The sequence below is a fragment of the Amphritea atlantica genome (genome assembly GCA_024397875.1).
Taxonomy (GTDB): Bacteria; Pseudomonadota; Gammaproteobacteria; order Pseudomonadales; family Balneatricaceae; genus Amphritea; species Amphritea atlantica_B.
On sequence record CP073344.1, the window covers coordinates 1,142,804 to 1,168,629 of the forward strand.

Annotated in this window: 21 protein-coding genes; 8 read left to right on the forward strand and 13 right to left on the reverse strand. The window is 51.5% G+C overall.

All coding sequences use genetic code 11. The features are described from left to right. Nucleotides 1-109 precede the first annotated feature (109 nt). A complete protein-coding gene (locus KDX31_05080) occupies nucleotides 110-310 on the forward strand; it encodes a DUF1127 domain-containing protein (GenBank protein UTW04384.1) in 201 nt (66 codons plus the stop codon). Between the two features lie 113 nt (nucleotides 311-423). On the opposite strand, the gene KDX31_05085 is transcribed toward KDX31_05080, so the two are convergent. The 4 genes from KDX31_05085 to KDX31_05100 form a co-directional block, all read right to left on the reverse strand. Continuing rightward, complete coding sequence (locus KDX31_05085; GenBank protein UTW04385.1) at nucleotides 424-630, reverse strand: cold-shock protein; 207 nt, start codon at nucleotides 628-630, stop codon at nucleotides 424-426. Nucleotides 631-870: 240 nt separating this feature from the next. Continuing rightward, nucleotides 871-2,301: a GGDEF domain-containing protein gene (locus tag KDX31_05090; GenBank protein UTW04386.1), complete on the reverse strand. Its 1,431-nt coding sequence runs from the start codon at nucleotides 2,299-2,301 to the stop codon at nucleotides 871-873. A 241-nt stretch (nucleotides 2,302-2,542) separates the two neighbouring features. Next, the gene (locus KDX31_05095) at nucleotides 2,543-3,664 is read right to left on the reverse strand and encodes a polyamine ABC transporter substrate-binding protein (protein UTW04387.1); all 1,122 of its coding nucleotides are present in this window, start codon (nucleotides 3,662-3,664) and stop codon (nucleotides 2,543-2,545) included. A gap of 99 nt (nucleotides 3,665-3,763) precedes the next feature. Beyond that, entirely contained in the window at nucleotides 3,764-5,110 is a 1,347-nt protein-coding gene (locus KDX31_05100) for a glutamine synthetase (protein ID UTW04388.1), read from the reverse strand. 319 nt (nucleotides 5,111-5,429) lie between these two features. On the opposite strand from KDX31_05100, the gene KDX31_05105 reads away from it, so the two are divergent. Further along, a complete protein-coding gene (locus KDX31_05105) occupies nucleotides 5,430-6,713 on the forward strand; it encodes an FAD-binding oxidoreductase (GenBank protein ID UTW04389.1) in 1,284 nt (427 codons plus the stop codon). A 100-nt stretch (nucleotides 6,714-6,813) separates the two neighbouring features. Beyond that, nucleotides 6,814-7,476, forward strand: coding sequence for a TetR/AcrR family transcriptional regulator (locus KDX31_05110; GenBank protein ID UTW04390.1), 663 nt, complete (start codon nucleotides 6,814-6,816; stop codon nucleotides 7,474-7,476). Nucleotides 7,477-7,609: 133 nt separating this feature from the next. Here the strand turns inward: KDX31_05110 and KDX31_05115 are convergent, their stop codons facing one another. The 6 genes from KDX31_05115 to KDX31_05140 all read right to left on the reverse strand — a co-directional run bounded on the left by KDX31_05115 (nucleotide 7,610) and on the right by KDX31_05140 (nucleotide 14,595). Further along, a complete protein-coding gene (locus KDX31_05115) occupies nucleotides 7,610-8,329 on the reverse strand; it encodes an alpha/beta hydrolase (GenBank protein UTW04391.1) in 720 nt (239 codons plus the stop codon). 228 nt (nucleotides 8,330-8,557) lie between these two features. After that, a complete protein-coding gene (locus KDX31_05120; GenBank protein ID UTW04392.1) occupies nucleotides 8,558-8,779 on the reverse strand; it encodes a formate dehydrogenase subunit delta in 222 nt (73 codons plus the stop codon). 3 nt (nucleotides 8,780-8,782) lie between these two features. Beyond that, nucleotides 8,783-9,649, reverse strand: coding sequence for a formate dehydrogenase accessory sulfurtransferase FdhD (gene fdhD / locus KDX31_05125; GenBank protein ID UTW04393.1), 867 nt, complete (start codon nucleotides 9,647-9,649; stop codon nucleotides 8,783-8,785). Nucleotide 9,650: 1 nt separating this feature from the next. Beyond that, a complete protein-coding gene (fdhF, locus tag KDX31_05130) occupies nucleotides 9,651-12,521 on the reverse strand; it encodes a formate dehydrogenase subunit alpha (protein UTW04394.1) in 2,871 nt (956 codons plus the stop codon). 2 nt (nucleotides 12,522-12,523) lie between these two features. Then, the gene (locus KDX31_05135; GenBank protein UTW04395.1) at nucleotides 12,524-14,104 is read right to left on the reverse strand and encodes an NADH-quinone oxidoreductase subunit NuoF; all 1,581 of its coding nucleotides are present in this window, start codon (nucleotides 14,102-14,104) and stop codon (nucleotides 12,524-12,526) included. Then, the gene (locus KDX31_05140) at nucleotides 14,104-14,595 is read right to left on the reverse strand and encodes a formate dehydrogenase subunit gamma (protein ID UTW04396.1); all 492 of its coding nucleotides are present in this window, start codon (nucleotides 14,593-14,595) and stop codon (nucleotides 14,104-14,106) included. The genes KDX31_05135 and KDX31_05140 overlap by 1 nt, the downstream gene beginning before the upstream one ends. A gap of 137 nt (nucleotides 14,596-14,732) precedes the next feature. On the opposite strand from KDX31_05140, the gene KDX31_05145 reads away from it, so the two are divergent. Continuing rightward, nucleotides 14,733-15,806, forward strand: coding sequence for a helix-turn-helix transcriptional regulator (locus tag KDX31_05145; GenBank protein ID UTW04397.1), 1,074 nt, complete (start codon nucleotides 14,733-14,735; stop codon nucleotides 15,804-15,806). A 328-nt stretch (nucleotides 15,807-16,134) separates the two neighbouring features. Here the strand turns inward: KDX31_05145 and KDX31_05150 are convergent, their stop codons facing one another. After that, nucleotides 16,135-16,521: a TonB-dependent receptor gene (locus KDX31_05150; GenBank protein UTW05306.1), complete on the reverse strand. Its 387-nt coding sequence runs from the start codon at nucleotides 16,519-16,521 to the stop codon at nucleotides 16,135-16,137. Nucleotides 16,522-16,946: 425 nt separating this feature from the next. Then, nucleotides 16,947-17,264 carry a hypothetical protein gene (locus KDX31_05155; protein UTW04398.1) on the reverse strand — a complete coding sequence of 106 codons (318 nt, stop codon included), beginning with the start codon at nucleotides 17,262-17,264 and terminating at the stop codon, nucleotides 16,947-16,949. A gap of 464 nt (nucleotides 17,265-17,728) precedes the next feature. Here KDX31_05155 and KDX31_05160 point away from each other — a divergent pair, with 464 nt between their 5' ends. Then, on the forward strand, nucleotides 17,729-21,166 hold the full coding sequence (locus KDX31_05160) for a response regulator (protein ID UTW04399.1): 3,438 nt from the start codon (nucleotides 17,729-17,731) through the stop codon (nucleotides 21,164-21,166). Then, entirely contained in the window at nucleotides 21,163-22,086 is a 924-nt protein-coding gene (locus KDX31_05165) for a response regulator transcription factor (protein UTW04400.1), read from the forward strand. The genes KDX31_05160 and KDX31_05165 overlap by 4 nt, the downstream gene beginning before the upstream one ends. A gap of 308 nt (nucleotides 22,087-22,394) precedes the next feature. On the opposite strand, the gene KDX31_05170 is transcribed toward KDX31_05165, so the two are convergent. Further along, on the reverse strand, nucleotides 22,395-23,267 hold the full coding sequence (locus KDX31_05170; protein ID UTW04401.1) for a carboxylate/amino acid/amine transporter: 873 nt from the start codon (nucleotides 23,265-23,267) through the stop codon (nucleotides 22,395-22,397). Nucleotides 23,268-23,855: 588 nt separating this feature from the next. Between KDX31_05170 and KDX31_05175 the strand changes: the two genes are divergently transcribed. Both KDX31_05175 and KDX31_05180 read left to right on the forward strand, forming a co-directional pair. Next, entirely contained in the window at nucleotides 23,856-24,959 is a 1,104-nt protein-coding gene (locus KDX31_05175; protein UTW04402.1) for an FRG domain-containing protein, read from the forward strand. A gap of 231 nt (nucleotides 24,960-25,190) precedes the next feature. Next, nucleotides 25,191-25,676, forward strand: coding sequence for a hypothetical protein (locus tag KDX31_05180; protein UTW04403.1), 486 nt, complete (start codon nucleotides 25,191-25,193; stop codon nucleotides 25,674-25,676). Nucleotides 25,677-25,826 lie beyond the last annotated feature (150 nt).

A 25,826-nucleotide genomic window follows, 5' to 3' on the forward strand; every position in this document is an offset into this window, starting at 1 on the left:
AGCATATAAGTAAGAAAAACTTAATTATAGGGTGTTAAAACTCGTTTGTCGTCAGTTTGGTAAACCTCGAATATAGGCTGTATACATCAGCCATTAAATGGGGTTTGTTATGAAAACGATAGTGTTACATCAGCAGGATATAGGAACAGGTAGTAAAGAAAAGCTTAGCTATTGGTCTGCTTTTCAGCGCTGGTTGCAGCGTTATCGTAGTCGTCGCATGTTGCAGCAGCTGGATAGGGAGCAGCTTAAAGATATTGGTATTACGCGGGAGGAGGCGCTTGAGGAGGTGCGTAAACCTTTCTGGCGATGAGGTTCTGATGCAAGGTGGAGTGAATCCGGTAAATAGCAGGCATAAAAAAGCCTGATCGTAATCAGGCTTTCTTCTGGAAGCGACAGATCAGAGATCTGTTAGCTTACACGGTCTCAGATAGCAACGATGTTTTCTGCTTGTGGACCGCGCTGACCTTGAGTTACAGAGAACTGTACCTGCTGGCCTTCTTCAAGAGTTTTGAAGCCGTTGCTCTGGATTGCACTGAAGTGTGCGAATACGTCAGGGCCGTTTTCCTGCTCGATGAAACCGAAGCCTTTGTCAGCGTTAAACCATTTAACAGTACCGGTTACAGTAGCCATGTTAGTTGTCCTATTTTATAAATAATGTTTTGCCATCAGAGATGGCGGATGATGCAGGAATTTTTACTATACATTATGGAAACAGGACGAGAAGCTGAAACAGGATCTTCGAAATGATGCATAAAAATACGGTGAATCTTCAAGCAGGTATTAATATATACAGATATTTTTTTTATATCAACACTTTAATTATTTATTTTCCCCCTTAAACGCTTCGCGGCGCCTGTGTGGACGATCCTTCTACCTGATTGCGGGATCTGGATTTTGCCCGGTACAGAGCCTTATCGGTGCGATTAAACAGCTCAGAGGGCGACTCTGGCCGATATATTCGGCGATACCAAAACTGGCGGTCACAGCGAGTCTGAGATCATCAACGAGTAGCAACGACTCCTCTATCTGCAGGCGCATCTTTTCTGCGACCAGTCGGGCGTTTTCCTGATTGCAGTTGGGCAGGACGATAAAAAATTCATCGCCTCCCCAGCGGCAAATAGTGTCTGATTTTCGCAGATTGTCGGCGAGTATGGCGGCGACCTGAGTCAGGGCCTTATCGCCCAGAAGGTGGCCATGGGTGTCATTGAACACCTTGAAATGATCGATATCGACCAGAATAGTGGAAACCGGATTCTGGTGGCGGTCGGCAAAACTGAGAATCTGCACATAGGTCGACTCAAAGGCGTGGCGGCTGGCGGCGCCAGTCAGGGGGTCGGTGTTTGCCAGAAACTCTAAGCGGCGCTGATATCCGCCCAGAGTAAAGTGTTGCAGTAGCAACACTATCAGGATGACCGCCAGACTGATTGACAGGTTGATCCACAGTGTTGCCGTAATCTGTGATTCGCTGTGCTGTATATGCTCAACGATCAGATACCAGTCGAGCTCAGGAATAAAACGGGTTTTTATTAGATATTGCTGGTTACCGTTGCTATAGCTGTATGAGCCACCGGGCGTGGTCAGTATAAGGGGGGAAATATCGCGAAGCCCGGCAATCTTATGGATATCGTCAGCACCGCTGAACTGGCTGCCCTGCAGGGTGACCTGTCCCTGGCGGTTAATGAAATATACCTGGCGGCCATAGCGGCTCTGATAAACTTCAATCAGCTCCCTGATTTTTTGTGATGCGAGGCCGACACCGATAATCCCCAGGAACTGTCCCCGGGCATCCTTTACCTTGTGGTTGACGAACAGGGTTGTGGTGGAGGAGTCAGCGGTATCCTGGTCAAGGTTGATATCGAACCCGGCCTGGGTTTGGCGGCTGGTGAAATACCACTGATCGGCCGGGTCTGATTCAGACACCTGTTTAATAATCCCGGAACTATGGTAATAGTTTGTTGTTTGTTCAGAAACAAAAAAAGCGGTGAAAGCGTTGTAGCGTGTCTGGATTGAGGTCAGGTAGCGCTGCATCTGCCCGGGGGATAGCTCGCCGCCCTCAATCCAGTCGTGGACAAAAGTATCCTGCGCCATCAAAGATGAGACCAATACCGGTTGTAACAGATCCCGCTGCACCTCTGAATAGATTGTGTCACTGGTCAGGGGCAGGGTATTGGTTTTGATGTGCTGGTTCAGGGAGCTGTTGGCAACATAATAGCTGATCAGACTGATTGCTGAGAATGCAGCGACCAGCAGCAGACTGCTGATCAGGATAAAAGAGGGTTTGCGTAATTTAATTTGGCTCATCACATCTTATCTGTCGGAAACGGAAAGCCGACAGCCGAATATCATCCCTGGTGTCGAGCCTGTATCCTATCAGAATCGCGCAGCTTACTCCCCATAGAATATTGTTATACACCTGTTGCCTGGCTGCTATGCAAGGTTGACCGTTATATTGCTAGCGGATGTAAAGACCGTTTATAAGCAAAAAAAACGCCCCGAAAGGGGCGTTAATATGGAGTAAAAAAGTTTCAGATAAAATATCTGATCAGTTGCCTGTTTTGATATTTGACCAGGTACGGCTGCGCACCCGGGCTATCTTTGCTGGCAGTGTTGCCGGCATATAGAGGCGTGAGCGGGTTTCTGCATCGGGATAGATTGCCGTATCGGCGGTGATCTCAGGGTCTACCAGGTCAGTGGACGCGGTGTTTGGATTAGCATACCAGACGTAGTTGGTAATCTCCGCTATGATCTCAGGACGCATCAGGAAGTTTATGAACTTATGCGCGTTCCCGGCGTGTTTAGCATCGGCTGGGATCAACAGCATATCAAACCAGATCTCAGTTCCCTGTTTGGGAATACTGTAACTGATCTCAATCCCTTTGCCCGCTTCCTCCGCCCGGGCCTGTGCCTGGAATACATCACCGGAATAGCCGATCGCTACGCAGATATCGCCATTTGCCAGATCGTTAACATACTGAGATGAATGAAACTGGCGCAGGTAAGGGCGCACGTTTCTGAGTACGTTGGCCGCCGGACTATCGCTCTTGTGGCTGGCTTTTGTGATATCGGTTGATGACTGGCCCGCGTAGAGTAGTGCCAGCGGGTACATCTCATCGGGTGAATCAAGGAAGGTGACGCCGCACTCCGCCAGTTTTTTCATATTTTCCGGATTAAACACCAGCTCCCAGCTGTCAACGGGGGCATCGTCCCCGAGTACGGCTTTTACCTGCTTAACGTTGTAGCCGATCCCCGTTGTTCCCCAGAGATAGGGAGCGCCGTATTTGTTGCCGGGGTCTTTCTTATCCAGCAGGGCCATCAACGACGGGTCCAGATTGCCCAGATTACTGAGTTGGTCTTTTTGAAGTGGCTGGAATATACCGGCTTTGATCTGTTGCTCCATAAAATGGGCGCTGGGTACCACCAGGTCATAGCCGGAATTACCGGCCAGTAGCTTAGCTTCCAGTGTTTCATTACTGTCGTAGACGTCATAGATCACTTTGATCCCGGTCTCGGCTTCAAATTTGGCTATGGTGTCTTCAGCAATATAATCAGACCAGTTATAGAAGTTGAGAACTTCTTCGGCCTGAGCAAAGGGAACAGAAGCAGCAAGGCTCAGGGTGGATATTTGCAATGCTTTTCTGATCAGCGAAGGTACAGCTGTCTTCATAGTGAACCGCCTCTCGTTGGAGTTTTCAGATTAACGTGTAGCAATCTATCGTTTTGCACCTTAAATCTGCCGTCAGGCAGAATCTAAGGTGCGGGGTTATTAAACGTTCAGTAACAGGTATTCCCGTTCCCAGGAACTGATGACTTCGTGGAAGGTTTCAAATTCGGCACGTTTCACGCCGATGTATGCCGCGACGAATTCAGCCCCCATGATTTCACACAACTCGGGACAGTCTTCCAGCAGTCTCAGGCCCTCTTCGAGAGAGCGGGCCACTTCAACAGTATCATCCTCATCTGCTGCTAATGCTTCGACCGGTTTGCCTGGTTTAAGGCTCTGCTTCAAACCCAGATAACCGCAGGCCAGACTGGCTGCAATGGCCAGATAGGGGTTGCAGTCGGCACCCGGAAAGCGGTTTTCGATGCGTGTCGCCGCCAGTGGCGCATTGGGAACCCGCAAGCCGGTGGTACGATTATCAATGCCCCACTTGAAGTTAACCGGCGCGGCAATATCGGGCGCAAAGCGGCGATAAGAGTTCACATTAGGCGCGTAGAATGTAATCGCATGATGGGTGTATTTCTGCAATCCACCCAGATAGTTGTAAAAACGCTCTGAGAAAAGGTGGTCTTCATTGCCGGCAAAGATATTTTCGCCGGTTTTTATATCGATGAGGCTCTGATGGATATGCATCGCGCTGCCCGGTTCATGCTGCATCGGCTTGGCCATAAAGGTGGCATACATATCATGCTTGAGTGCTGTTTCACGCAGGGTGCGTTTGAAGACAAACACCTGATCAGCCAGATCCAGCGCATCACCATGGAGAAAGTTGATCTCCATCTGCGCGGCACCGGATTCATGGATCAGAGTGTCTACATCCAGTCCCTGCGCCTCGCAATAGCTATACAGCGTATCGATAACCGGGTTGAACTCGTTAACCGCATCAATACCGTATGACTGACGTGCCGTTTCCCGGCGACCGGAGCGACCAGTCGCGGGTTTCAGCTCATAGTCAGGGTCGGTGTTTTTCTGTATCAGATAAAATTCAACTTCCGGAGCGATAACCGGGCGCAGTCCCAGATCTTCATAGAGTTTCAGTACCCGGCGGAGCACTGAACGGCTGGCCAGCGGGTGGAGCTCGCCAGCGCTGGTATAGCAGTCATTGATCACCTGAGCGGTGGGTTCGTCTGCCCAGGGCACTAATCGCAAGGTGTTTGAGTCCGGCACCAGAAGCATATCCCGGTCTGCCGGATCGACAATATCATAGTGGTTATCAGCCCATTCACCGGTCACGGTTTGCACCAACAGGGTTTCAGGGATTTTCCCCCCTTTTTCTGCCAGATACTTTTTCGTCGGGTAAAACTTTCCCCGGGCATTACCGGTCATGTCCGGCAGGGTCGATTCGACCTCTGTAATATTGTTCTCTTTGAGAAACCTTTCCACGGCTTCCATAAATCACCTATCTGTCGTGTTTATCTGTTGGCCTGCTGTTCACTATAGAGCTGATGAAGCTGTCTGCAGGGGTTGTTGTGTAAATACGGGAATAATTTTTTGCCTACGCGGCCTGTTCAAGAGCCTTTTTAAAATTGCTTAGTCGAAACATTATTCGGGTTTTAGGTTATTTCATGACTTTTAAAAAATCAACTGTAATTTTATATTTGTTACGGTTTTATGGGCTTGTTGTTCGTTTAAATTAGAATTATCATTCGGTTTATTGTGTGGTCATGTTCGTTTTGTTGACTATTAATGTGCTTTTAAGGAGACCCGCTCTATGAGTCTTAACAATGATCAGCCCTCTTATTATGCGGATTCGGCCAATGCCAGCCCGGGATATCCGCCGTTAAGCGGTGAGCAGCAGGCCGACATCTGTATTATAGGTGCCGGCTATACCGGCCTGTCTGCTGCTTTGCATCTGGCACAAAAAGGTTATTCAGTGACGCTGCTGGAAGGAGAAACCGTGGGCTGGGGGGCTTCGGGTCGCAATGGCGGGCAGGTGTGTCCGGGTCATAATATGGGCCATGCTGAACTGATTAAAAAAGTGGGCCGCAACGCAGCTGATGCCTTGTGGCGGAGCTCGCTTGATTCAGTTCAGCTGGTTAAAGACCTGATTGATGAGCATCAGATTAGCTGTGACCTGAAGCAGGGGGTCATGCATGTGTCTGCCAAGCCGGGGCATGTCGCCGAGATGCGTGAGAGCGTTGAGTATAAGCACAAGGTTCTGAATTACGACAAGATCCGCTTTGTTCCGGATAGCGAAGTGCAGGCGATGCTGGGTACTGATAACTATTTCGCTGGCGAGTACTGGGAGGAGGGGGTTCACCTGCATCCACTGAACTATGCGCTTGGGCTGGCATCAGCGGCGACTAAGGCGGGGGTGGTTATACATGAACACAGCCGGGTCACGGGTTACACCACAGGTAAAGCGGCTGAGGTTTGTACTGACAGTGGCAGGGTAAAAGCCAGATATATTCTGCTGGCCTGTAACGGTTATCTGGGCAAGCTTGAGCCCCGCGTAGCCGGTAAAATTATGCCGATCAATAATTTCATTATTGCCACTGAGCCCCTCAGTGAAGAGCTATGCCGCAGAATTAACCGGGATGATGTCGCGGTGGCGGATTCCCGATTTGTTATCAACTACTTTAAATTGTCCGGCGATAACCGCTTACTCTGGGGCGGTGGCGAAAACTACAGCAGTCGTTTTCCCCAAGATATTCCCGCTTTTGTCCGGCCTTGCATGTTGCAGTACTACCCGGAGCTTAAGGATGTGAAGATCGACTACGGCTGGGGAGGCACCCTGGCGATCACTCTTAACCGGATGCCCCATTTTGACCGGATCGATGAAAATCTGTTCGTTGCCCAGGGGTATTCAGGGCATGGTGTAGCACTGGCAACACTGGGTGGAAAGCTTATGGCCGAGGCGATCAGCGGTTCGGTTGAGAAGTTTGATATGTTTACTAAAGTACCAACGCCGACATTCCCAGGCGGGACGCTGCTCAGGTGGCCGGGGCTGGTGACGGGTATGCTGTATTATTCACTGCGTGACCGTTTTTTCTGAGGGACCGGTTACACAAGGTTAATTGTTTGACGCGGTGTTTTCAGAACCCTGATAATTCAGTCTATAATGCCGCCATTCAGTGGTTATTGAGTCGGAAGAGTTGAAAACAAAAGTGACAGAGAATCGCCGGGTAAAAACCGCACAGGACCTGGCGCCGCGCAATGCGCCGGTGCAGGGGCGTTCTAAGCTGCGTTCAAAGCAGATTATTGATGTGACCGGTGAACTGCTGGAACGGGTTGGGCTGGATGACCTTAACACTATCCTGATCGCCAAAGAGGTGGGGATCTCAGTTGGTTCGCTGTATCACTACTTTCCCAATAAGCATGCGATTCTGTATGCCATGGGGTCTCGCTGGCTGGAAACCGTGGAAGCGGCTTTAGATGAGATCGCCCGCTGGCCGGTTGAAGATCTGCCGCTGGAAACTCTGGTGGAACAGATGCTGGGGCTGAAATTGAAAACCTATAAGCAGCAGAAGGCGATCCTGACGCTGGTGCAGGCGATGTTTTCCGTGCCGGAGTTACGCGAATTAGATGAGCAGCACGATGAACTGGAAATTACGCGGATGGCCGAGGTGTTCAAACGGATGGGTATCAACCGCCATCTGAAAGAGCGGGAGCGTTTGGGCCGCCTCTATCTGGAGGTGACCCACAGTGTCATGTTGGTGGTCGTAAATCAGAAAGGTGAGCGGGCAAAACGCACGCTGGCCGATCTGAACATGATCATCTGCAATCTATTGGGGCAGTATTCGCCGCAAAACCACTGACCCATGTGCTTATTACGCGGGTCTTAACCCTCAGTCTTAACCCTCAGTCTTAACCCTCAGTACTTAACCCGTAGTGCTTAAACCAGAGTACTTAAACCAGAGTGCTTAAACCAGAGTACTTAAACCAGAGTACTTAAACCAGAGTGCTTTGCAGCCAGCGCAGCAGGGCATCGTTGACGGCCCGGGGTTGCTCCATTGTGCTCATATGGCCGGATCGCTCAATCGCAATTACTTCGCTTCCCGTGACTAATTCAGCCATATCGTAGTGACGCTCAAGCGGACTCCAGCTATCCTGATCACCGCAGATAAACAGCGTAGGGCATTTCAGTGAGATCAACACATCGGTCGCGTCCGGTCGTTCGATCAGGGCGGTTTGCTGATGTTCAAACTGTTGCACTGTTTTGCGTTCAATCATATCGAGAATGCTCTGGCAGAGCTGGCTGTCCTGCAGTCGTTCAGGAAGCACCATTCCCTGCATCCATGCCTCACCCATCTCCCGCATCCCCTGTTGCCGGGCTGTTTGAACCAGCGTCAGTCGTCCGGAAACCTCCTGTTTACCCGCATCGTCCGGGCTCAGTCTCCGGTAGCCGGTATCCATCAGAATCAGGTGAGAGATCTTGTCAGGGACGCGGCGCGCCACCTCCAGTGCAACACGGCCACCCATTGAATGGCCAATCAGTACACACTTATCCGGTGATTGTTCTATGGCGATTTCAGCCATACGGCCAAGACTGTCGGCATCACCGTAATCGATCACCCGGCATTCATATCCCTGCCGGGTTAGTTCATTAACCTGAGCCTGCCATACCGCTTGGTCACAGATTAAACCGGGTAAAAACACAACTGTTTGCATGTCTGCTCCTCTGATAACAAAAGTTCAGGCTGTTTAGTATTTAACTAAAAATTGCGTCAGTGGATTATATATGAGTTAACTGAGGTTATTGCGGCTTGAGGCAGCAGGCCGGTTTTATCCGGTCGCTGATTTGGCAGTGTTACAGGCTGGCCAGAACTGACCCGGGCAGGGTCAGTCTGGGCTCCGCTAAGCGGTATAGGCGTGTCTGATGAGTTGTGTCGTGACGTTTTAGCTGCCTAATTGGGCGACGGCCTTCTTAGCAATTGGCAGCAATTCACTGCCGTCACTTTCAAGATAATCCCTGATCTGGGCCTTCATCGAACGCGCCCAAAACTTGCTGAGATGGTTTGCGACCATCGCAGCTTCGGCGGTTTCGTCGCCGATATGGGTGTTATTCGCCGCGATCTGGTTGGCCATTTTGATCAGGCTGTTAAGTTGGTATTGTCCCATGAATTATTCCTCTGAATCAGCAATTTCAGCCTGATTGTAAATGACATGTCTGCCGGTGCGTGCAAATCCGATCAGGTTTAATCCGGCCTGTTTTGCCAGGTTCAGCGCGAGCCCTGTGGGCGCGGAAACCGCGACCAGAGTGCTGATGCCGCAGCTGGAAGCCTTGTGTACCATCTCGTAACTGGCGCGGCTGGAAACCAGCGCGAAGCCATCGCTCAGGTCAGTATTTTCCCGTTGCAGTGCGCCCAGTAGTTTATCCAGGGCGTTATGGCGGCCGACGTCTTCTCTGAGTAGCTGTATATTGCCCCCCTTGTCACACCAGGCGGCTCCATGGCAGGCACCGGTAATCGCCTGCAGGGGTTGTTTTTCAGTCAGTTGGCTGATGGCAGCCTGCACCGCTGCTGGCGCGGCGGGTGGCAGAGGCGGTACCGGTTTTACCGGACGGATCGCCTGCTGCAGTGATTCGGCACCACAGAGACCGCAACCGGTACGACCGGTGAGATTGCGGCGCCGCTGTTTCAGCTGCATTGAGCGCTGAGTGGTGATCGATATCTGAATTTCGATACCGGCCGCCAGAGATTGAGGGTCGGCCATCACCACATCCAGTCCGTAGATCTCTTCCGGTTTCCTGATGATGCCTTCGCTCAGGCTGAACCCCAGTGCAAAGTCTTCCAGATCGCAGGGGCTGGCCATCATGACCACATGCGATATGCCGTTGTAGATCATGGCAACCGGAATCTCTTCGGCGATACTGTCCAGGGCATCCAGCGTCTGCCCCTGTTGCCAGCGGATAACGGCGGACTGCTTATAGCAGCCTTCCACCGTTACTCTGGTTTCAGGATCGCCCTGTTTGAGTTTTTTGATTGCCATCTTACTTTCCCGCAGCTGCCGGCTCTTTTTGGCGTGCTTTGTTAAGGTAGCCTAGCTGCTTCTGGTTAAATTCACGATAGCGTTGCTGCCAGTCCGATGGTTCAGTTACTTTCACGGCCTGTACCGCAGTTACCTTGTACTCGGGACAGTTGGTGGCCCAGTCTGAGTTATCGGTGGTGACCACATTGGCGCCGCTGTCCGGATGATGGAAGGTGGTGTAGACCACGCCCGGCTGCATCCGGTCAGAGATTTTAGTACGCATCACGGTTTCACCGGCACGGCTGGTAACACCGACCCAGTCGCCATCTTTCAGGCCGCGATCTTCAGCATCCTGCGGATGCAGTTCCAGCACATCTTCATCGTGCCAGATCTGATTATCGGTACGCCGCGTCTGCGCGCCCACATTGTACTGTGACAAAATCCGGCCAGTGGTCAGCAGTAGTGGATACTTCCGGGTTGAACGCTCTTCGGTGGCCACGTACTCGGTAATGGCAAAATGCCCCTTGCCGATCGGGAAGCTTTCCAGATGCATGATAGGTGTGCCTTCCGGGGCTGCGTCATTGCAGGGCCACTGAATGCTGCCCAGCTCATCGAGACGTTCATAACTGACGTTGGTAAAGGTCGGTGTCAGTTGCGCTATCTCATCCATAATGGCGGACGGATGGCTGTAGTTCATCGGATAGCCCATGGCATTGGAGAGCGCCTGGGTGACCTCCCAGTCCTGCATACCTGCCAGAGGCGGCATCACTTTGCGTACCCGGTTGATACGGCGCTCGGCGTTGGTGAAGGTGCCATCCTTTTCGAGGAAGGAGGAACCAGGCAGGAATACATGGGCAAACTTGGCCGTTTCATTGAGGAAGATATCCTGCACCACCAGACACTCCAGTGAGCGCAAAGCGGCCTGCACATGGTTGGTGTTGGGGTCTGACTGAGCGATATCTTCACCCTGGCAGTACATCCCTTTATAGGTGCCATCCAGCGCCGCATCGAACATATTGGGGATCCGCAAGCCCGGTTCGTCATCCAGTTTTACGCCCCAGACCGACTCAAACCGTGCCCGGACGGCATCGTCAGAGACATGCTGATAGCCCGGCAGTTCGTGCGGGAAGGAACCCATATCACAGGAACCCTGAACGTTGTTCTGACCCCGTAGCGGGTTAACGCCGACCCCTTCACGACCGATGTTGCCGGTTGCCAGCGCCAGGTTAGCGATACCCATCACCATGCTGGAGCCCTGACTGTGTTCGGTAACGCCCAGGCCGTAGTAGATGGCAGCGTTTTTGGCATTCGCATAGATGCGTGCCGCACTGCGCAACTCAGCGGCAGGGATACCGGTGATCGCTTCGGTGTTCTCCGGTGAATGGCGCTCTTCACTGATAAAGCTGCGCCATGCATTAAAGGCTTCGGTTTCACAACGCTCGGCGATAAAGGCTTTGTCTTCCAGTCCTTCGCTCATAATGACGTGCGCCATCGCATTGATAAACGCGACGTTGCTGCCGGGACGCAGGGTCAGGTGATGCTGTGTCTGGACGTGAGGGCTTTTTACCAGATCGATGCGACGTGGGTCGGCAACGATCAGCTTAGCACCCTGACGCAGACGCTTTTTCAGCAGCGAGCCGAATACCGGGTGAGCGTCGGTGGGGTTTGCACCGATCACCAGCACTGTATCGGTGTACATCACCGAGTCAAAGGTCTGTGTACCCGCCGATTCACCCAGCGTGGTTTTCAGACCATAACCGGTTGGTGAGTGACACACCCGGGCACAGGTATCGGTGTTGTTGTTACCGAAGGCTGCCCGGATCAGTTTCTGAACCAGATAGGTTTCTTCATTGGTACAGCGGGAAGAGGTAATACCGCCGATACTTTCGCGGCCATACTTATCCTGAATGCCGCGCAGTTTAGTGGCGGCAAAGTTCAGGGCTTCATCCCAGCTGACTTCCTTCCACGGCTGATCGATAGAGTCGCGCACCATCGGTTGAGTAATGCGATCCTCATGGGTAGCGTAACCAAAGGCGAAACGGCCTTTGACGCAGGAGTGACCGTGATTTGCCTGGCCGCCTTTATAGGGCACCATGCGGATCACTTCGCTGCCTTTCATCTCCGCCTTGAACTGACAGCCAACGCCGCAGTAGGCACAGGTGGTAACTACGCTATGCTCTGGCTGGCCGGCATCAATGACCGATTTTTCCATCAGGGTTGAGGTCGGGCAGGCCTGTACGCAGGCACCACAGGAAACACACTCGGAATCGAGGAAGTCCTGGTTCTGCCCGGGGGAAACCTTAGAATCGAAGCCGCGGCCATCAATCGTCAGGGCAAAGGTGCCCTGAACTTCACTGCAGGCACGAACGCAGCGTGAGCAGACGATACATTTGCTCGGATCGAAACTGAAATAAGGGTTAGAGTGGTCTTTTTCGGCCTCCAGGTGATTCTCTCCGCTGAAGCCGTAACGCACTTCCCGCAGTCCGACTTCACCGGCAACATCCTGTAATTCGCAATTGCCGTTGGCTGGACAGGTAAGGCAGTCCAGCGGGTGGTCGGAGATATACAGCTCCATAATATTGCGACGCAGTTTGCCCAGACGTGGATTCTGGGTGGTCACTTTCATGCCCGCTTCAGCCGGTGTGGTGCAGGAGGCCGGGGTGCCGCGCCGGCCCTCGATCTCTACCGCACAGATACGGCAGGAGCCGAACGCTTCGAGGTTATCCGAGGCGCACAGTTTAGGAATATTGATATCCGCTTCTGCAGCCGCGCGTAAAACCGATGTGCCCTCTGGCACAGTGATACTGACACCGTCGATTTCCAGCGTGATCAGGTTTTCTGAAACACTGGCAGGGGTGCCGTAATCTTTATCTGGATCAAAGTATTGCAGCATGATCAGGCACCTCCTTCGCTGTTCTGGGTTTGTCGATCAAAGTCGTCAGGGAAATATTTTACGGCACTCTGTACCGGGAAGGGGGTCATGCCGCCCATGGCGCATAAAGAACCGTCGATCATGGTTTCGCACAGATCGCTCAGCAGTTCCATATTCTCGGCGCGGTTTTCATTGTTACGAATCCGGTCGATTACCTCGACGCCGCGGGTCGAACCGATCCGGCAGGGAGTACATTTACCGCAGGATTCAGCGACACAGAATTCCATTGAGAAGCGAGCCTGCTCCGACATATCCACCGTGTCATCGAAAACCACGATGCCGCCGTGTCCAAGGCCTGCACCGATCGCCTGGAAGGCTTCATAATCCATCGGTGTATCCCACTGGCTCTCCGGCAGATAGGCACACAGTGGTCCGCCCACCTGCACCGCCCGCATCGGCCGGCCAGTGAACGTGCCACCGCCATACTCTTCCAGCAGCTCGCGCAGAGTGACACCAAAGGCCAGCTCAATCAGGCCGCCCTGTTTAATATTGCCTGCCAGTTGGAAGGGCAGGGTGCCAAGGGAGCGACCCATACCGTAATCGGCATACGCCTGACCGCCGTTGGAGAGAATGTAGGGGATCGCCGCCAGCGACAGCACGTTATTAACAATAGTTGGCTGACCAAACAGTCCGACAATTGCCGGCAGTGGCGGTTTGGCCCGCACCATGCCGCGTTTGCCCTCAAGGCTTTCCAGCAGCGAGGTCTCTTCACCACAAATGTAGGCTTTGGCGCCCAGTCTTACTTCGAGGTTAAAGGTTTTACCGCTACCGAGGATATTTGTTCCCAGGAAGCCCGCGTGTTCCGCTTTGGCAATGGCTTCGTTAAGAATCTGATGGGCCACCGGATATTCGGAGCGCAGATAGATATAGCCCTGATCGGCACCGACCGCGAGACCGGCGATGGTCATACCCTCGATCAGCATATAGGGGTCGGCTTCCATTACCATCCGGTCGGCGAAGGTTCCCGAGTCACCCTCATCCGCGTTGCAGACGATATATTTCTGTCCGGTTTCACCCGGATTCGCATTGAGCACGGTTTGCCACTTGATCCCGGTCGGGAACGCTGCACCGCCGCGGCCCCGCAGGCCAGACGTTTTCACCTCATCAACAATTGCCTGACCATCGATCTGCAGCGCTTTTTTCAGGCCGTTGAAGCCATCCAGTTGCTGATAATCGTCCAGTGAAACCGGATCAGTAAGACCGGCACGGGCAAAGGTGAGTCGCTGTTGTTTCTTCAGGTAGGGGATCTCTTCGGTGAGTCCCTGACACAGTGGGTGAGTGTTCTCGCCCAACAGGAAAGACTGATCAAACAGGCTATCGATATCCTTGCATTCCACCGGGCCGTAGGCGACCCGCCCGGCCGTTGTGTCCACCTCGACCAGCGGTTCCAGCCAGAACAGACCACGGGAGCCGTTACGGATAATCTCAACCGTTTCACCCCGGTTAGCCGCTTCCGCCGCGATTTCACGGGCCAGTCGGTCGGCACCCATTGCCAGTGCAGTGGTATCCCGTGGGATATAAATCTTTGTCACTGAATCGCTCATCAGTGCACCTCCAGGGGTTGTGAACGCAGTTCATCGATCAACTGATCAAACTTCTCCGGGGTCACCCGGCCGACGATCTCATCATTGATTCTGACCGAAGGGGAGCAGGCACAGTTCCCCAGGCAGTAAACCTCTTCCAGGGTGATGTTCTGATCGCTGGTGGTGCCGTGATAGTCCACACCCAGGGTTGCCTTTGCATAGGCTTCCAGCTGGCGCGCGCCCATCGACTGACAGGCTTCAGCGCGACACACTTCAACGGTGTGTCTGCCCGGTGCAGTGGTACGGAACTGGTGATAGAAACTGATGACACCATGAATATCTGCGCGGGATTGGTTCAGTGCTTCGGCGATCAGCGGGACAGATTCTGGCGGGATGTAGCCCAACCGATTCTGGATCTCGTGGAGGATCGGTAGCAGGGCTCCGGGTTTATGCTGTAAACCGGAGATGACTTCACTGACTACCGGCAACATCTGCTCGTTAACTGCGGTCATTTTTTTATTCTCTGTCACATATGAAATTAAGTTCATATGTTGCTGTAGGGGTATCTGAAAAGCTCAATTTATGTGCTTTAACGTTATATTTAAAGTAGCATTAGTTGGTGTTCTACAAAATATGAAATATTGTGCATATGAAGCGAATTCAAGTTGTTCCAAGCTGGTCGTTCCGGGACTCTGGCGGTAACCAATTGAATCCACAGCTGTTTTCTTTGCTGGGGGCGATACATGAGACGGGTAAGTTAACGGCCGCCACGTCGCAAATAGGCATCTCCTACCGACATGGCTGGAACCTTCTGAATACCTGGGCGGCGTTCTTTGGTTTGCCGCTGGTGGATATGCAGAAGGGTAAAGGGGCAACACTGTCGGCGCTGGGGGAAAAACTACTCTGGGCTGAACAGCGGGTACTGGCGCGACTGGAGCCCCAGTTAGACAGTCTGGCCTCCGAGCTGAACCTGGAAATTCACCGGGCTCTGGAAGGGGTCAGCCCACTGTTGCGGCTGCACGCCAGTTACGGTTATGCGGTGGCCCTGTTACCGGAGTTTTCCGGTGATATCCAGCTGGACCTGCAGTATAAAAGTGCCGAGGAAGCACTGGCCTCCCTTAACCGGGGTGTCTGTGATGTTGCGGGGTTCCATGTGCCGGTGAATGGCCGGGCAGGGGGCATGAGTGATGCCCTCTATGACACCTACAACCGACACCTGAAGCCCCGGGGACATAAGATTATCAAGTTTATTACCCGTCAGCAGGGGCTGATGGTAAAGCCCGGTAATCCACAGCAGATTAGCGGGCTGAAAGATCTGTTGCGTAAAGAGGTGAAGTTCATCAACCGGCAGAAAGACTCTGGCACCCGCGCACTGCTCGATGAACTGCTGCGTCGCGAGGGGATTAACAGTAAAAAGATCACCGGTTTCGCCGATGAAGAGTTCACTCACTCTGCAGTAGCCGCCTTCGTCGCCGCCGGCATGGCGGATGTGGGGATGGGGGTAAAAGCGGCGGCCAGCCAGTTTGGTCTTGATTTTATACCGTTATCTTCAGAGCATTATCTGTTGGTGTGCCACAACAAAACCCTCAAACAGGAAGCGATGCTGCGATTGTTGAAGAGCATCCGCGGCGAGGCATTCCAGCAGGCGGTCATAAAACTGCCGGGGTATTCGCCGGATTGTTGTGGCGAGGTAGTGTCGGTGGACAGTATCTTTACCGGATAGGAAAAACCGTTGTCAGACCGCTGCTTCGCTGCTCGCCAGACATGGTTTCTCAGTTCGCCACTTGCCAGAAAGAGCGGAAGCTTACCGTTTTTCGTAGGAGCCACGTCCCGTGGCGATTGTGTTTGCTTGTCTTCTGGCAAAAAAATTAAAAAATGTAACCCGAAGGCAGCAGAGAGCAGGGCGGTTAATAAAAATGAATTTATTTCATTTATTGCTGTGCTCCTGTCTTTGTATTGCCGGATTGAAAGCTAAACCTGTCGTGGACAAGTAAAACGGCCCCGAGTCGATTATCCGGATGCAAGAGTGGCTATCATTGTGCCACGGGTCATCAGGCCCGCTGTCTGGCTTCATCGGATTTGATGAAAAGTATCAGCATCATGATCATGCCGGCGAGGACAAAAAAAGATGCCAGGGCGAGGACCGGATCGATGGTCTCCATAGGGATAAAGCCGCCATAGAGCAGGAACAGCCCCAGAAACAGAACAGCAATACCGATTTGATGCACATAGAACTGGACTTTTTTCAGTGTGTTGATGGCGCCACCGAGCCATAACTTGTGGCAAAGCGCGTATATAAATGACACCACAAACCCTGCCAGCATGATGTGAGCATGGGTGACCATCTGTTCATGATTATGTGATGCTGCCATGAAAATGCCTAAAGACATGCCGATGACAGCATAGATCAAACCGGTGAAAACAAACTTCCTATCCATAACGGTATCCTCGTGTACGACTTTCTCTAGTCGAATAGAGATCAGTCGAGTAGTGATCAGTCGTGCAGTGATCAGTCGTGCAGTGATCAGTCGTGCAGTGATCAGTGGAGTAGTCATCAGTATAGACGCGCCTTAAAAATAACATTAAGTCGATACACGCAGGATTGGATTGCAGACCCTCCCGATCTCAGCTGGTAATAACGATAATCAGGGATCTGTTTAGAAAACAGCATAGGGGCTCGAAGAGAATGGGGGTTGGAACAGTGGTCAGGTCTCGTATGTTGCACTCCCTCTTGCCATGACGTGATAAAGCGCGTCTGCAAACTAAATTCTCAAGGGTCGATCGATAACACATATCCTGATAGTTAACGAATCAACCCTGCAAAATATAAGAGCACCCTCTGACTTACAGTCAGCCAGGCTTATTACAGTTCAACCACACGAAATACTTCCCAATAGGTCGATCCTGAGACGACCACATCACTCAGTTTTCGGCCCCAGTCCTCGTGCATCTTGATAGCAGCAATCGTGTCAAAGAACTTATCGAGATCGGCAAGATCATCGATTTCAATATCATGCTGTATTAACGCCTCTTTTGCGCCGACAGAACCGGTGATCAGACGTGAATTTTTCATATCCAGATTTGTCTGATTTCCGATCTGTTCCATCCATTCCTTCATGAGGTTGAGTGCATCCTGTTTGTACCCGAAACGGGCCTCACAATTCCATCTTGCGATCAACATAATCTGATACCTCCTCAATAGCGTTGCTTTTAGACTATAGCAGTTGATATCGGGCGCTGCGCAGGCTATTTCAAAGCACCATTATTGCGCTATGTCTGTACAACTTGCATAACGATCGCGGACCCTATCGATACTATCCAGGGGGAGTGAAACTTTATGCCGTTCAAACTGTAGAAGGTACGGTGTTTATCTGCACTGGACGTGTAGGACCACACAGGCGGCGACCTGTAATCATCTCTCTGCTCCTAACCCGAGGTTAAATGCGGGCCCGTCAGTCAGAGCATAGCAGCGATCGATTTATCATAGCGCCAATGATTCTCTGGCATAAAGCATGCACTCATAAGCAGTAAACAGTCCGCTTAACGGACAAACAGACTATATCAGCTCTTTTATGGTGCGCGGCGCGCACCATAAGGTTTTGTTTGCGCTAAATCTGTGCAAAACGGAGTATTGGGGCCAGAGTAATGTCAGCATTCCAGAAAATCCTTAAAGTGCGACGTCACTATAACAAGTGGGTTGCCGACCAGACGCTGGAGGATTACGCGTTGCGGTTTACCGCGCGTAAAGGGCGTCATATGAGTATCTCCCGGGTGGGTAAAACCGCGCTGGGGGCGGCGTCATTTCTGGCACTCGAAGGGCTGGCAGCGGCAGTAACGCTGAGCTATGGCTTTACCAATACCGTGTTGGCGATGGTGGCGGTGTGTATTGTGCTGTTTATCACCGGCTTTCCGATTGCCTATTACTCAGCCAAACACGGGCTGGATATCGATCTGCTGACCCGGGGCGCCGGGTTTGGTTATCTCGGGTCTACCCTGACGTCGCTAATTTATGCCTCCTTTACCTTTATCTTTTTTGCCATCGAGGCGGCTATTCTGGCCTCTGCGCTGAAGGCGTTGTTCGGCATTCCGCTGGCGCTGGGATACCTCCTCTGTGCCCTTGCCGTGATTCCGATTGTGACCCACGGGATTACTGCGATCAGCCGGTTTCAGGTGGGCACCCATAATCTCTGGGTGGCGCTGCAGCTGGCGGCAATCGTCGTGGTACTCGGGTATGAATTCGACAGTTTACAGGGCTGGACCGAGTTCAGTCCGGGAATGGCGGCCACCGCCAGCGGCGAGTTTGATATCATTATGTTTGGTGCCGCGGTGTCGGTGTTTTTTGCTCTGTTTGCGCAGATCGGTGAGCAGGTGGATTATCTGCGCTTTATGCCGGAGAAGACCGAAGCGAACAAGAAACAGTGGTGGTTCTGGCTGATTCTGGCCGGTCCCGGCTGGGTCTTCACCGGCATGATCAAGATGTTGCTGGGATCGTTTCTGGCCTATCTGGCGATCACGCAGGGGATGAGTGTGGTCGAGGCGTCTGATCCGACCTATATGTATCAGCGGGTGTTTCAGTTGATGACCGGCTCACCCGAGATCGCGCTGCTGCTGGCGGCACTGATGGTGGTGGTCTGCCAGATGAAGATCAATGTCACCAATGCCTATGCCGGCTCTATCGCCTGGTCGAACTTCTTCTCCCGACTGACCCACAGCCACCCGGGGCGGGTGGTCTGGCTGGTGTTTAATGTCACTATCGCCCTGATTCTGATGGAACTGGGGATCTATCAGGCGCTGGAAGCGATTCTGGGGATCTTTGCCATTATTGCCATCAGCTGGCTGGCGTCATTGTCGGCGGATCTGCTGATCAATAAGCCGCTGGGGCTGAGCCCGCCTGAAATTGAGTTTAAGCGCGGCCATCTGTATGACATTAACCCGGTAGGTATGGGGTCGATGGTGATCTCTACGGCGCTGGGAATGCTGAGCTATCTGGGTCTGTTTGGCGAAGAAGCCCGCAATCTGTGTCACTTTGTCAGTCTGATCAGCTGTTTTGTCTGTGTGCCACTGATCGCCTGGCTGACCGGTGGCCGCTACTATATCGCCCGAACGAACGAAGAGCTGAACCAGTATATCCGTCTGGTGCCGACGCCGGATGAGGCGCGAACCGTCAGTATTGTCACCTGCGGTCTCTGTGAAAATGATTTTGAGCGGGAGGATATGAGCTACTGTCCCGCCTATGATCTGCCGATCTGCTCGCTGTGTTGTTCGCTGGATGTGCGCTGTCTGGATAACTGTAAGCCCAAGGCGCGCTTGTCCCGCCAGGTGATGGAGATGCTGCATCTGTTTCTGCCGCGCCGGGCGGTCAAGCTGGTCAGTTCCCGGCTGGGTAAGTTTATCGCCCTGTTGCTGGTGGTGAACCTGGTACTGGGGGCGTTGCTGGCGGTGATCTACCGGCAGCTGGCACCGGCCACACCGGAGGAAACCGCGCTGGTGTTACAGACCATCTGGACCCTGTTTTTTACCCTGTTTATCGCCTCCGGGGTGGTCACCTGGCTGTTCCTGCTAACCCATGAAAGCCGGGTGGTGGCGCAGCAGGAATCGAACCGCCAGACCATGAAACTGACCCGCGAGATCGACGCGCACGAACAAACCGATCTGGAACTGCAGCAGGCCAAAGAGCTGGCAGAGCGGGCCAATGCCGCCAAGAGTCGTTACCTCTCCGGCATCAGTCATGAACTGCGCACCCCATTGCAGTCCATTCTGGGGTATGCGCAGCTACTGCGCGAACGCTCCAGCCTGCAGCCGGATCAGCAACGCGGGCTGGATATTATTCATCGCAGTGGTCTCTATCTCACCGACCTGATTGAAGGGTTGCTGGATATCTCCAAAATCGAGGCGGGCCGGCTGGATCTCTACCGCAATCAGGTGAATCTGCCGGAACTGATCGAGCAACTGGCGGAGATGTTTCGCCTGCAGGCGCTGCAGAAAGGCATAGAGTTTAACTGCTATATCGCCGACCCACTGCCGCAGCGCATCGTCACTGACGAGAAGCGTCTGCGCCAGATTCTGATCAACCTGCTGTCCAATGCAGTGAAGTATACCCCGACAGGGCGGATCGATTTTGATATCCACTACCGTAATCAGGTGGCGGAGTTCGCGATCCGGGATACCGGTCCGGGTATCGATCAATACCAGATGCAGCGGATCTTTGCGCCGTTTGAGCGGATTCGTAATCAGGATACCGCGCACCTGCCGGGCACCGGCCTGGGCCTCACCATCGTTAAGCTGCTGACCGAGATTATGGGGGGCGATCTGCAGGTGGATAGCAATCCGGGGACCGGCAGTTGTTTCCGGGTGTCGATGATGCTGCCCTGGGTCAGCAACGAGGCGCTGACGCCGCTGCTGCAGGAGCAGCGGATCATCGGCTACGAAGGCTATCAGCGCACCCTCTGTCTGGTGGATGACGATCCGGTATTGCGGGGGCTGCTGGCCGATATTCTGATGCCGCTGGGCTTCAGCATTATTGAAGCGCAGGATGCCGAGGCCTGTCTGGCGCAGTTGCAGCACAGTGAAGCGGATCTGTTCCTGCTGGATATCTCCATGCCGGGGATGTCGGGGCTGCAACTGGCCAGTATTCTGCGCCAGCGTAAGGTGCCGGGGAAGATCGTCATGCTGTCCGCCGATGCCCGGGAACTCTCCGCCACAGAGGATGGCCACGACAGTTACGACGACTATCTGGTTAAGCCAGTTGCCAATCATCAGCTGCTGGAAACTCTGGGGCGGCATCTGCAGCTGAAATGGATTTACCGGGGCGATTCAGAACCCCTCAAAGCAGACGAGGTGGTTGCAGCAGAACCCCCGGTGTCTGCGGGACAGGGAATTGAGATCCTGCAGCCGGGGCATCCGTTGCTGCTGGAACTGAAAAACTGCGCCGAACTGGGCTACAACAAAGGGGTGATGCAGTGTCTGAAAGAGATTGAGGGGCTGGCGATTATGTCGCCGGGCGCCTTAACCTATCTGCGGCAGCTCAGTGAGAGTTTTCTGTTTAGTAAGCTGGTCGCGTGTCTGGAGACCCCGAATCAATGAATATGAAAGAGAGCGGATCAACCCGTAGCGACGTGGTACTGGTGGTGGATGACTCCCCCAATGCACTGAGTCTGATTAATGATGCGCTGGAAGGGGCGGGACTGGATATTCTGGTGGCCCTCGAAGGGCGTCAGGCGCTGACCATCTGCAAACGTATCCGCCCCGATATTATCCTGATGGATGCGGTGATGCCGGTGATGGATGGTTTTGAAACCTGCCGCCAGCTGAAAGCCGATCCTGATCTGGCGACCATCCCGGTAGTGTTTATGACCGGCCTCACCGAGACCGAAGATATTGTCCGAGGGCTGGACTGCGGAGGGGTGGATTACCTGACCAAGCCGATCAGCCCCAACGAGTTGCTGGCGCGTATCCGGGTGCATCTGGGTAATGCCCGCCAGACCAGCAGTGTTCACAGCGCGCTGGACAGCACCGGGCAGCACCTGCTGACGGTGGGCAGTGATGGCCTGCTGCGCTGGGCGACTCCAAGAGCCTATGGCTTGCTGGGGCGGGCAGGGGTGACCGAAGCGTTGCAGGAGACCTGCTTGCTGCCGCAGATTCGCAACTGGCTGACTCACAAACCGTTAGAGCAGGAACGGATGCCAGTCAGGGATCTGGAATACCCGTTAACCCTGAAACTGATCGGCTATCAGAGTAATGGTGAAGTGCTGATGCAGCTGATCGATGGCAATAAACCCTCCGGTGCCGAACTGCTGAAGCTGGAACTGGAGCTGACCGAACGGGAAGCCGAGGTATTGTTCTGGCTCGCCAACGGCAAGACCAACCGGGAGATCGCCGAGATTCTTGAAATCAGTCCCCGCACCATCAACAAACACCTGGAACAGATCTTCCCCAAACTCGGCGTCGAAAATCGCACCGCAGCGGCGGGCATCGCCTTGCGGCTGATTGCTAGTCATGAATAAGAGCAGTCGCTAGACGTCGCTACGCGACTTGCCAGACGCGGCTTCGCCGCTTGCTAGTTGTTAGAAAAAGCTTTCAAAAGCCGTTGTTTGGAGCTTCTGTGGGAGCGACGCTAGCATGCGCTCTGGGTATCGAGTCGCGACTGGATTTGTTGAGGAACTTGTTATTGTAGTCGTTCCCCCCTCTGTCACAGCCTGTTGTAGGAGCCCCTTCCAGGGGCGATCTTTTACTTGAAAAAGGCTTTTAGCCCTTTAATTACGTTAAGAAGGCCGGTATCCCCTGATGTTCTGGCTAAATTTCTGAAGAAGGATCAGGCGGCTTTTGCCTGTTGGAAACGCTGGTTGAATTTATCGTTCACCATGAGTGCTAACAGAATAATCGCCCCTCCGATCGATAGACGCAAAATATCCGCATCACGGTTCCAGAATAAAACGTTAACCACAATGCCCGCAGGGATTAGCAGGTTGTTGGCGACCGCCAGTGTTCCGACGCTGACCTGTGTTGCCCCCTTGTTCCAGGCGAAATAGCCGAGTCCGGACGCAACCAGCCCTAAATAGGTCAAAATTGACCATTGAAGGGGGGTAGTCGGTAGTTTATCCGGGTTGCCAAGGATGAGATAACAGGGAATCACAACCGCTAACGCGCCGATAAAAAACCAGCCAAACACGGTGCGCTGTGGCAGGTCTGTGCGTTCTTTTGCAATGATGCGTTTGTAAACCACTTGCCCTGCTGCAAAGCATACGTTAGCGCCTTGCACGATAAATAAACCTTTCAGGTAGCCTTCATCTACCCCTTGATAGCGAATTGTGATCGCGCCAATAACGGCTAATAAGGCACTGATAATAAAGCCAATATTAAGCCGATGATCAAGTAAGTCATTCAGCAGGGTAATGTAAATGGGCGTCATGACGGTGAAGAGTAAAACTTCGGGTACAGACAGGTATAAAAAGGATTGGTAATAAAAGCCATACATGATGCCAAGCTGAAAAGCCCCACACACCATTAGCTGAAGAGCAGTTTTAGGTTCGATTTGCCGCAGTTTCAGAAAAGGTAAAAAGATCAGAGTCGCCAGGGCGACGCGCATCAATACCGAAAACCAGGCATCGACCTGTCCCGCGAGATATACCCCGATCAGGCTAAACGAAAACGCCCATAAAATAGTGACGGCAACCAGTATTGGCATGATAGCTAAGTCCACATAGATAAAGTGGCGCTCAGTTTACCGACTTCTTTAATCAGGGTAAAACTGTTCACTAAAATATTTATTAATGGTTACTGGTGTGTGTTTTGTGATCGATGTTTTTAGATCAGTGGCTAGACGTCGCTTCGCGACTTGCTAGTTGCTAGTGGCTAGGAAGAGCCTTCTATATAGCGTTTAGTGCAGGCGTTTACGTTAAGTGCGATGTAAGAAAGTTGTTTGTATATAGTTTATTTTGTCCAGTTCAGCGGTTATGCTGGTTTTATCGTTGGATAAGGGTATGTTTTGCGGCTTAGAGCTTCGTAACACATCAGAAACAAAGGGATAGGTGAGAAACGCCGGTGGGATAATACGCCGGGCTAAGAATGCGATTGCGCATTCACGTTTTTGTCTTAAGGGAGATCGCGATATTCACTGGAGATAATAAATCTGTCCCCTTTTTATCTTTTAGTTGACCCCATTGATTCTGGGATTATTCACAAGGCGAGCTCTAAACCATAAAGAGCAAATGGAATAGCTAAAGGATGTCGCTTTGATTTTTTATTAATGAATTGAGCAACAGTGGAGGGATACATGGAAGGGCAATGGGTTGGTGTAATACAAGGTGATAACTCTGGCGGATTAATTATCAATATTGACTGTATTGATGGAAAATATCAGGGGTACTTTTTATTGTGGGAGGAAACTAACGAAATAGTATCAGTTTCTGCGGATATCACTGTTGTGCGTAACGAAAATAGAGTTTCTTTCACTGGGAGTAATATTCAAGGAATTGATAAATATACAGGACAACAACTTAGTTATATGCAGTTGGAAAAAAAGTTTCCCGAGTGCATACTACCAGCTTCTATTAACGTTACGGCAGATTTTGGGGATAATGGATACCTCAAAGGTCATTATAAAACTAGTATTGGGAATTCTGGAATAGTAACTCTGTGTGGCCCTAACTTTGCGCCTTCAATAATTAAGGTTGAAGAAACTAGTTGGAAAAAATTTAAAGAAAAAGCTTGGGAGTTTAAAGATAATAGCTATCTGTATCGTGGGCAGCGAGATAATACTTGGCGTTTAAGAACCACATTTCATCGGCGAGGTCGAGCTGATTTACGTCGATACTTTCGCGAGGATTTGCCTAGATTGTATCGCAAAGTACACGCACAGACAGGAATTAAATTTGATTTGAAATGCAATCAAGATATTGGTTCTCTGTTATATTTAGCGCAACACCATGGGTTTCCGACTCCTTTATTAGATTGGAGCGAATCTCCTTTTGTTGCTGCATACTTCGCGTTCAATGAATATAAAGAACTGAAAGCTAATAAAGGCCAATTAGTACGCATCTATATTTTTGATAAAGAGGCGTGGTGTCGAGACTCAATACAAGTAGAGTCTTTCGACTCAAACCTCCCAACAATCACCTATAACGAACTGCTTGCATCAGGTAACCCCAGAGCAACCCCTCAACAAGCGGTTACTACTCTGTCAAATATTGACTACATAGAAGCCCATATTCATCAGCACTCTGTTAAGACAGGAATTCAATACTTAACAGCATATGACCTCCCAGCTGATGAGTTTGAAACGGTTCTTGCTGAATTGAGACTCATGGGTATTAGCGCTTCGAGCCTGTTTCCTGATTTAGATGGGATCTGTAGAGATCTTAAAGAACAGTACTTTTAATACTTAACGTGGATTCCTTTGATGCACAACTTAGAATTGCAACTTAAGAGCAGAATAAGCAAGGTGGAAAAATAGTAATACTAGGAGGAATAAATAAATCAGCATTGATAGAATATTTAAAGAGAATAAAGAGGGCGAAAGTTTAAGCTTAATCGGCTAATAATTACAGTTTGTTTTTATATGTCGGGTTGAGTTTTTTTATTTTTTATTTATTGGGTCAGAATATACTATATGAATGGAGTGTCATTTGTTGTTTCAATTTTAGGCTTGTTTTTGGCCGCAGTGGGAGTTTATTTCCCTCGTGTAGCTTTAAAAATTGAAATGTATGGAAATAAATTTGCAGACATGCGGGTGCTTTCTTTTCCTGATAATTACGTCAAATTTTGGTTGAAAAGATGGTACATCATAGTGCTATGTTTTGGAGGGGCAAAGCTAATCGCTGATTTTCTGTTTGTAGCGATAGGCGTAAGCTGGGAGGGCTTTATTGCATATCTGGTAGCGTTCCCTCTTACATATGTATTCATGAAAGGATTGATTTTTTTGCTTTACCTTATGTTTTATTTCTTAAAGATTCTATGCTGGATATTGTACTTTATCAGCTATGGCTTCGTTTGTTGTTCCCGTTTCATTAATAAGGAAGCGGAGGTGCTTACAGGAAGTGGAGTTATAATTGCTGTGGTTGGAACTGCTCTAAGTGGCTACTCCTTTTTTTTCTAAACTGCTAAAGAGGGTAGATCTATTTTCCAAAGTGATGATATAAACAGCCACTACAATATTCCCCGCTCTTCCGAGCAACGAGCGACGAGCAACGTCTTTTGCCTTTGCTTTTCCTAGCAAGCGAAGCGTCTAACAACTAGCCACTAGCGA

Coding starts and splice junctions, on each gene's coding strand:
- KDX31_05080 (UTW04384.1), top strand. CDS start 110: ATGAAAACGATAGTGTTACATCAGCAGGATATAGGAACAGGTAGTAAA.
- KDX31_05085 (UTW04385.1), bottom strand. CDS start 630: ATGGCTACTGTAACCGGTACTGTTAAATGGTTTAACGCTGACAAAGGC.
- KDX31_05090 (UTW04386.1), bottom strand. CDS start 2,301: ATGAGCCAAATTAAATTACGCAAACCCTCTTTTATCCTGATCAGCAGT.
- KDX31_05095 (UTW04387.1), bottom strand. CDS start 3,664: ATGAAGACAGCTGTACCTTCGCTGATCAGAAAAGCATTGCAAATATCC.
- KDX31_05100 (UTW04388.1), bottom strand. CDS start 5,110: ATGGAAGCCGTGGAAAGGTTTCTCAAAGAGAACAATATTACAGAGGTC.
- KDX31_05105 (UTW04389.1), top strand. CDS start 5,430: ATGAGTCTTAACAATGATCAGCCCTCTTATTATGCGGATTCGGCCAAT.
- KDX31_05115 (UTW04391.1), bottom strand. CDS start 8,329: ATGCAAACAGTTGTGTTTTTACCCGGTTTAATCTGTGACCAAGCGGTA.
- KDX31_05120 (UTW04392.1), bottom strand. CDS start 8,779: ATGGGACAATACCAACTTAACAGCCTGATCAAAATGGCCAACCAGATC.
- fdhD (UTW04393.1), bottom strand. CDS start 9,649: ATGGCAATCAAAAAACTCAAACAGGGCGATCCTGAAACCAGAGTAACG.
- fdhF (UTW04394.1), bottom strand. CDS start 12,521: ATGCTGCAATACTTTGATCCAGATAAAGATTACGGCACCCCTGCCAGT.
- KDX31_05135 (UTW04395.1), bottom strand. CDS start 14,104: ATGAGCGATTCAGTGACAAAGATTTATATCCCACGGGATACCACTGCA.
- KDX31_05140 (UTW04396.1), bottom strand. CDS start 14,595: ATGACCGCAGTTAACGAGCAGATGTTGCCGGTAGTCAGTGAAGTCATC.
- KDX31_05145 (UTW04397.1), top strand. CDS start 14,733: ATGAAGCGAATTCAAGTTGTTCCAAGCTGGTCGTTCCGGGACTCTGGC.
- KDX31_05150 (UTW05306.1), bottom strand. CDS start 16,521: ATGGATAGGAAGTTTGTTTTCACCGGTTTGATCTATGCTGTCATCGGC.
- KDX31_05155 (UTW04398.1), bottom strand. CDS start 17,264: ATGTTGATCGCAAGATGGAATTGTGAGGCCCGTTTCGGGTACAAACAG.
- KDX31_05160 (UTW04399.1), top strand. CDS start 17,729: ATGTCAGCATTCCAGAAAATCCTTAAAGTGCGACGTCACTATAACAAG.
- KDX31_05165 (UTW04400.1), top strand. CDS start 21,163: ATGAATATGAAAGAGAGCGGATCAACCCGTAGCGACGTGGTACTGGTG.
- KDX31_05170 (UTW04401.1), bottom strand. CDS start 23,267: ATGCCAATACTGGTTGCCGTCACTATTTTATGGGCGTTTTCGTTTAGC.
- KDX31_05175 (UTW04402.1), top strand. CDS start 23,856: ATGGAAGGGCAATGGGTTGGTGTAATACAAGGTGATAACTCTGGCGGA.
- KDX31_05180 (UTW04403.1), top strand. CDS start 25,191: ATGAATGGAGTGTCATTTGTTGTTTCAATTTTAGGCTTGTTTTTGGCC.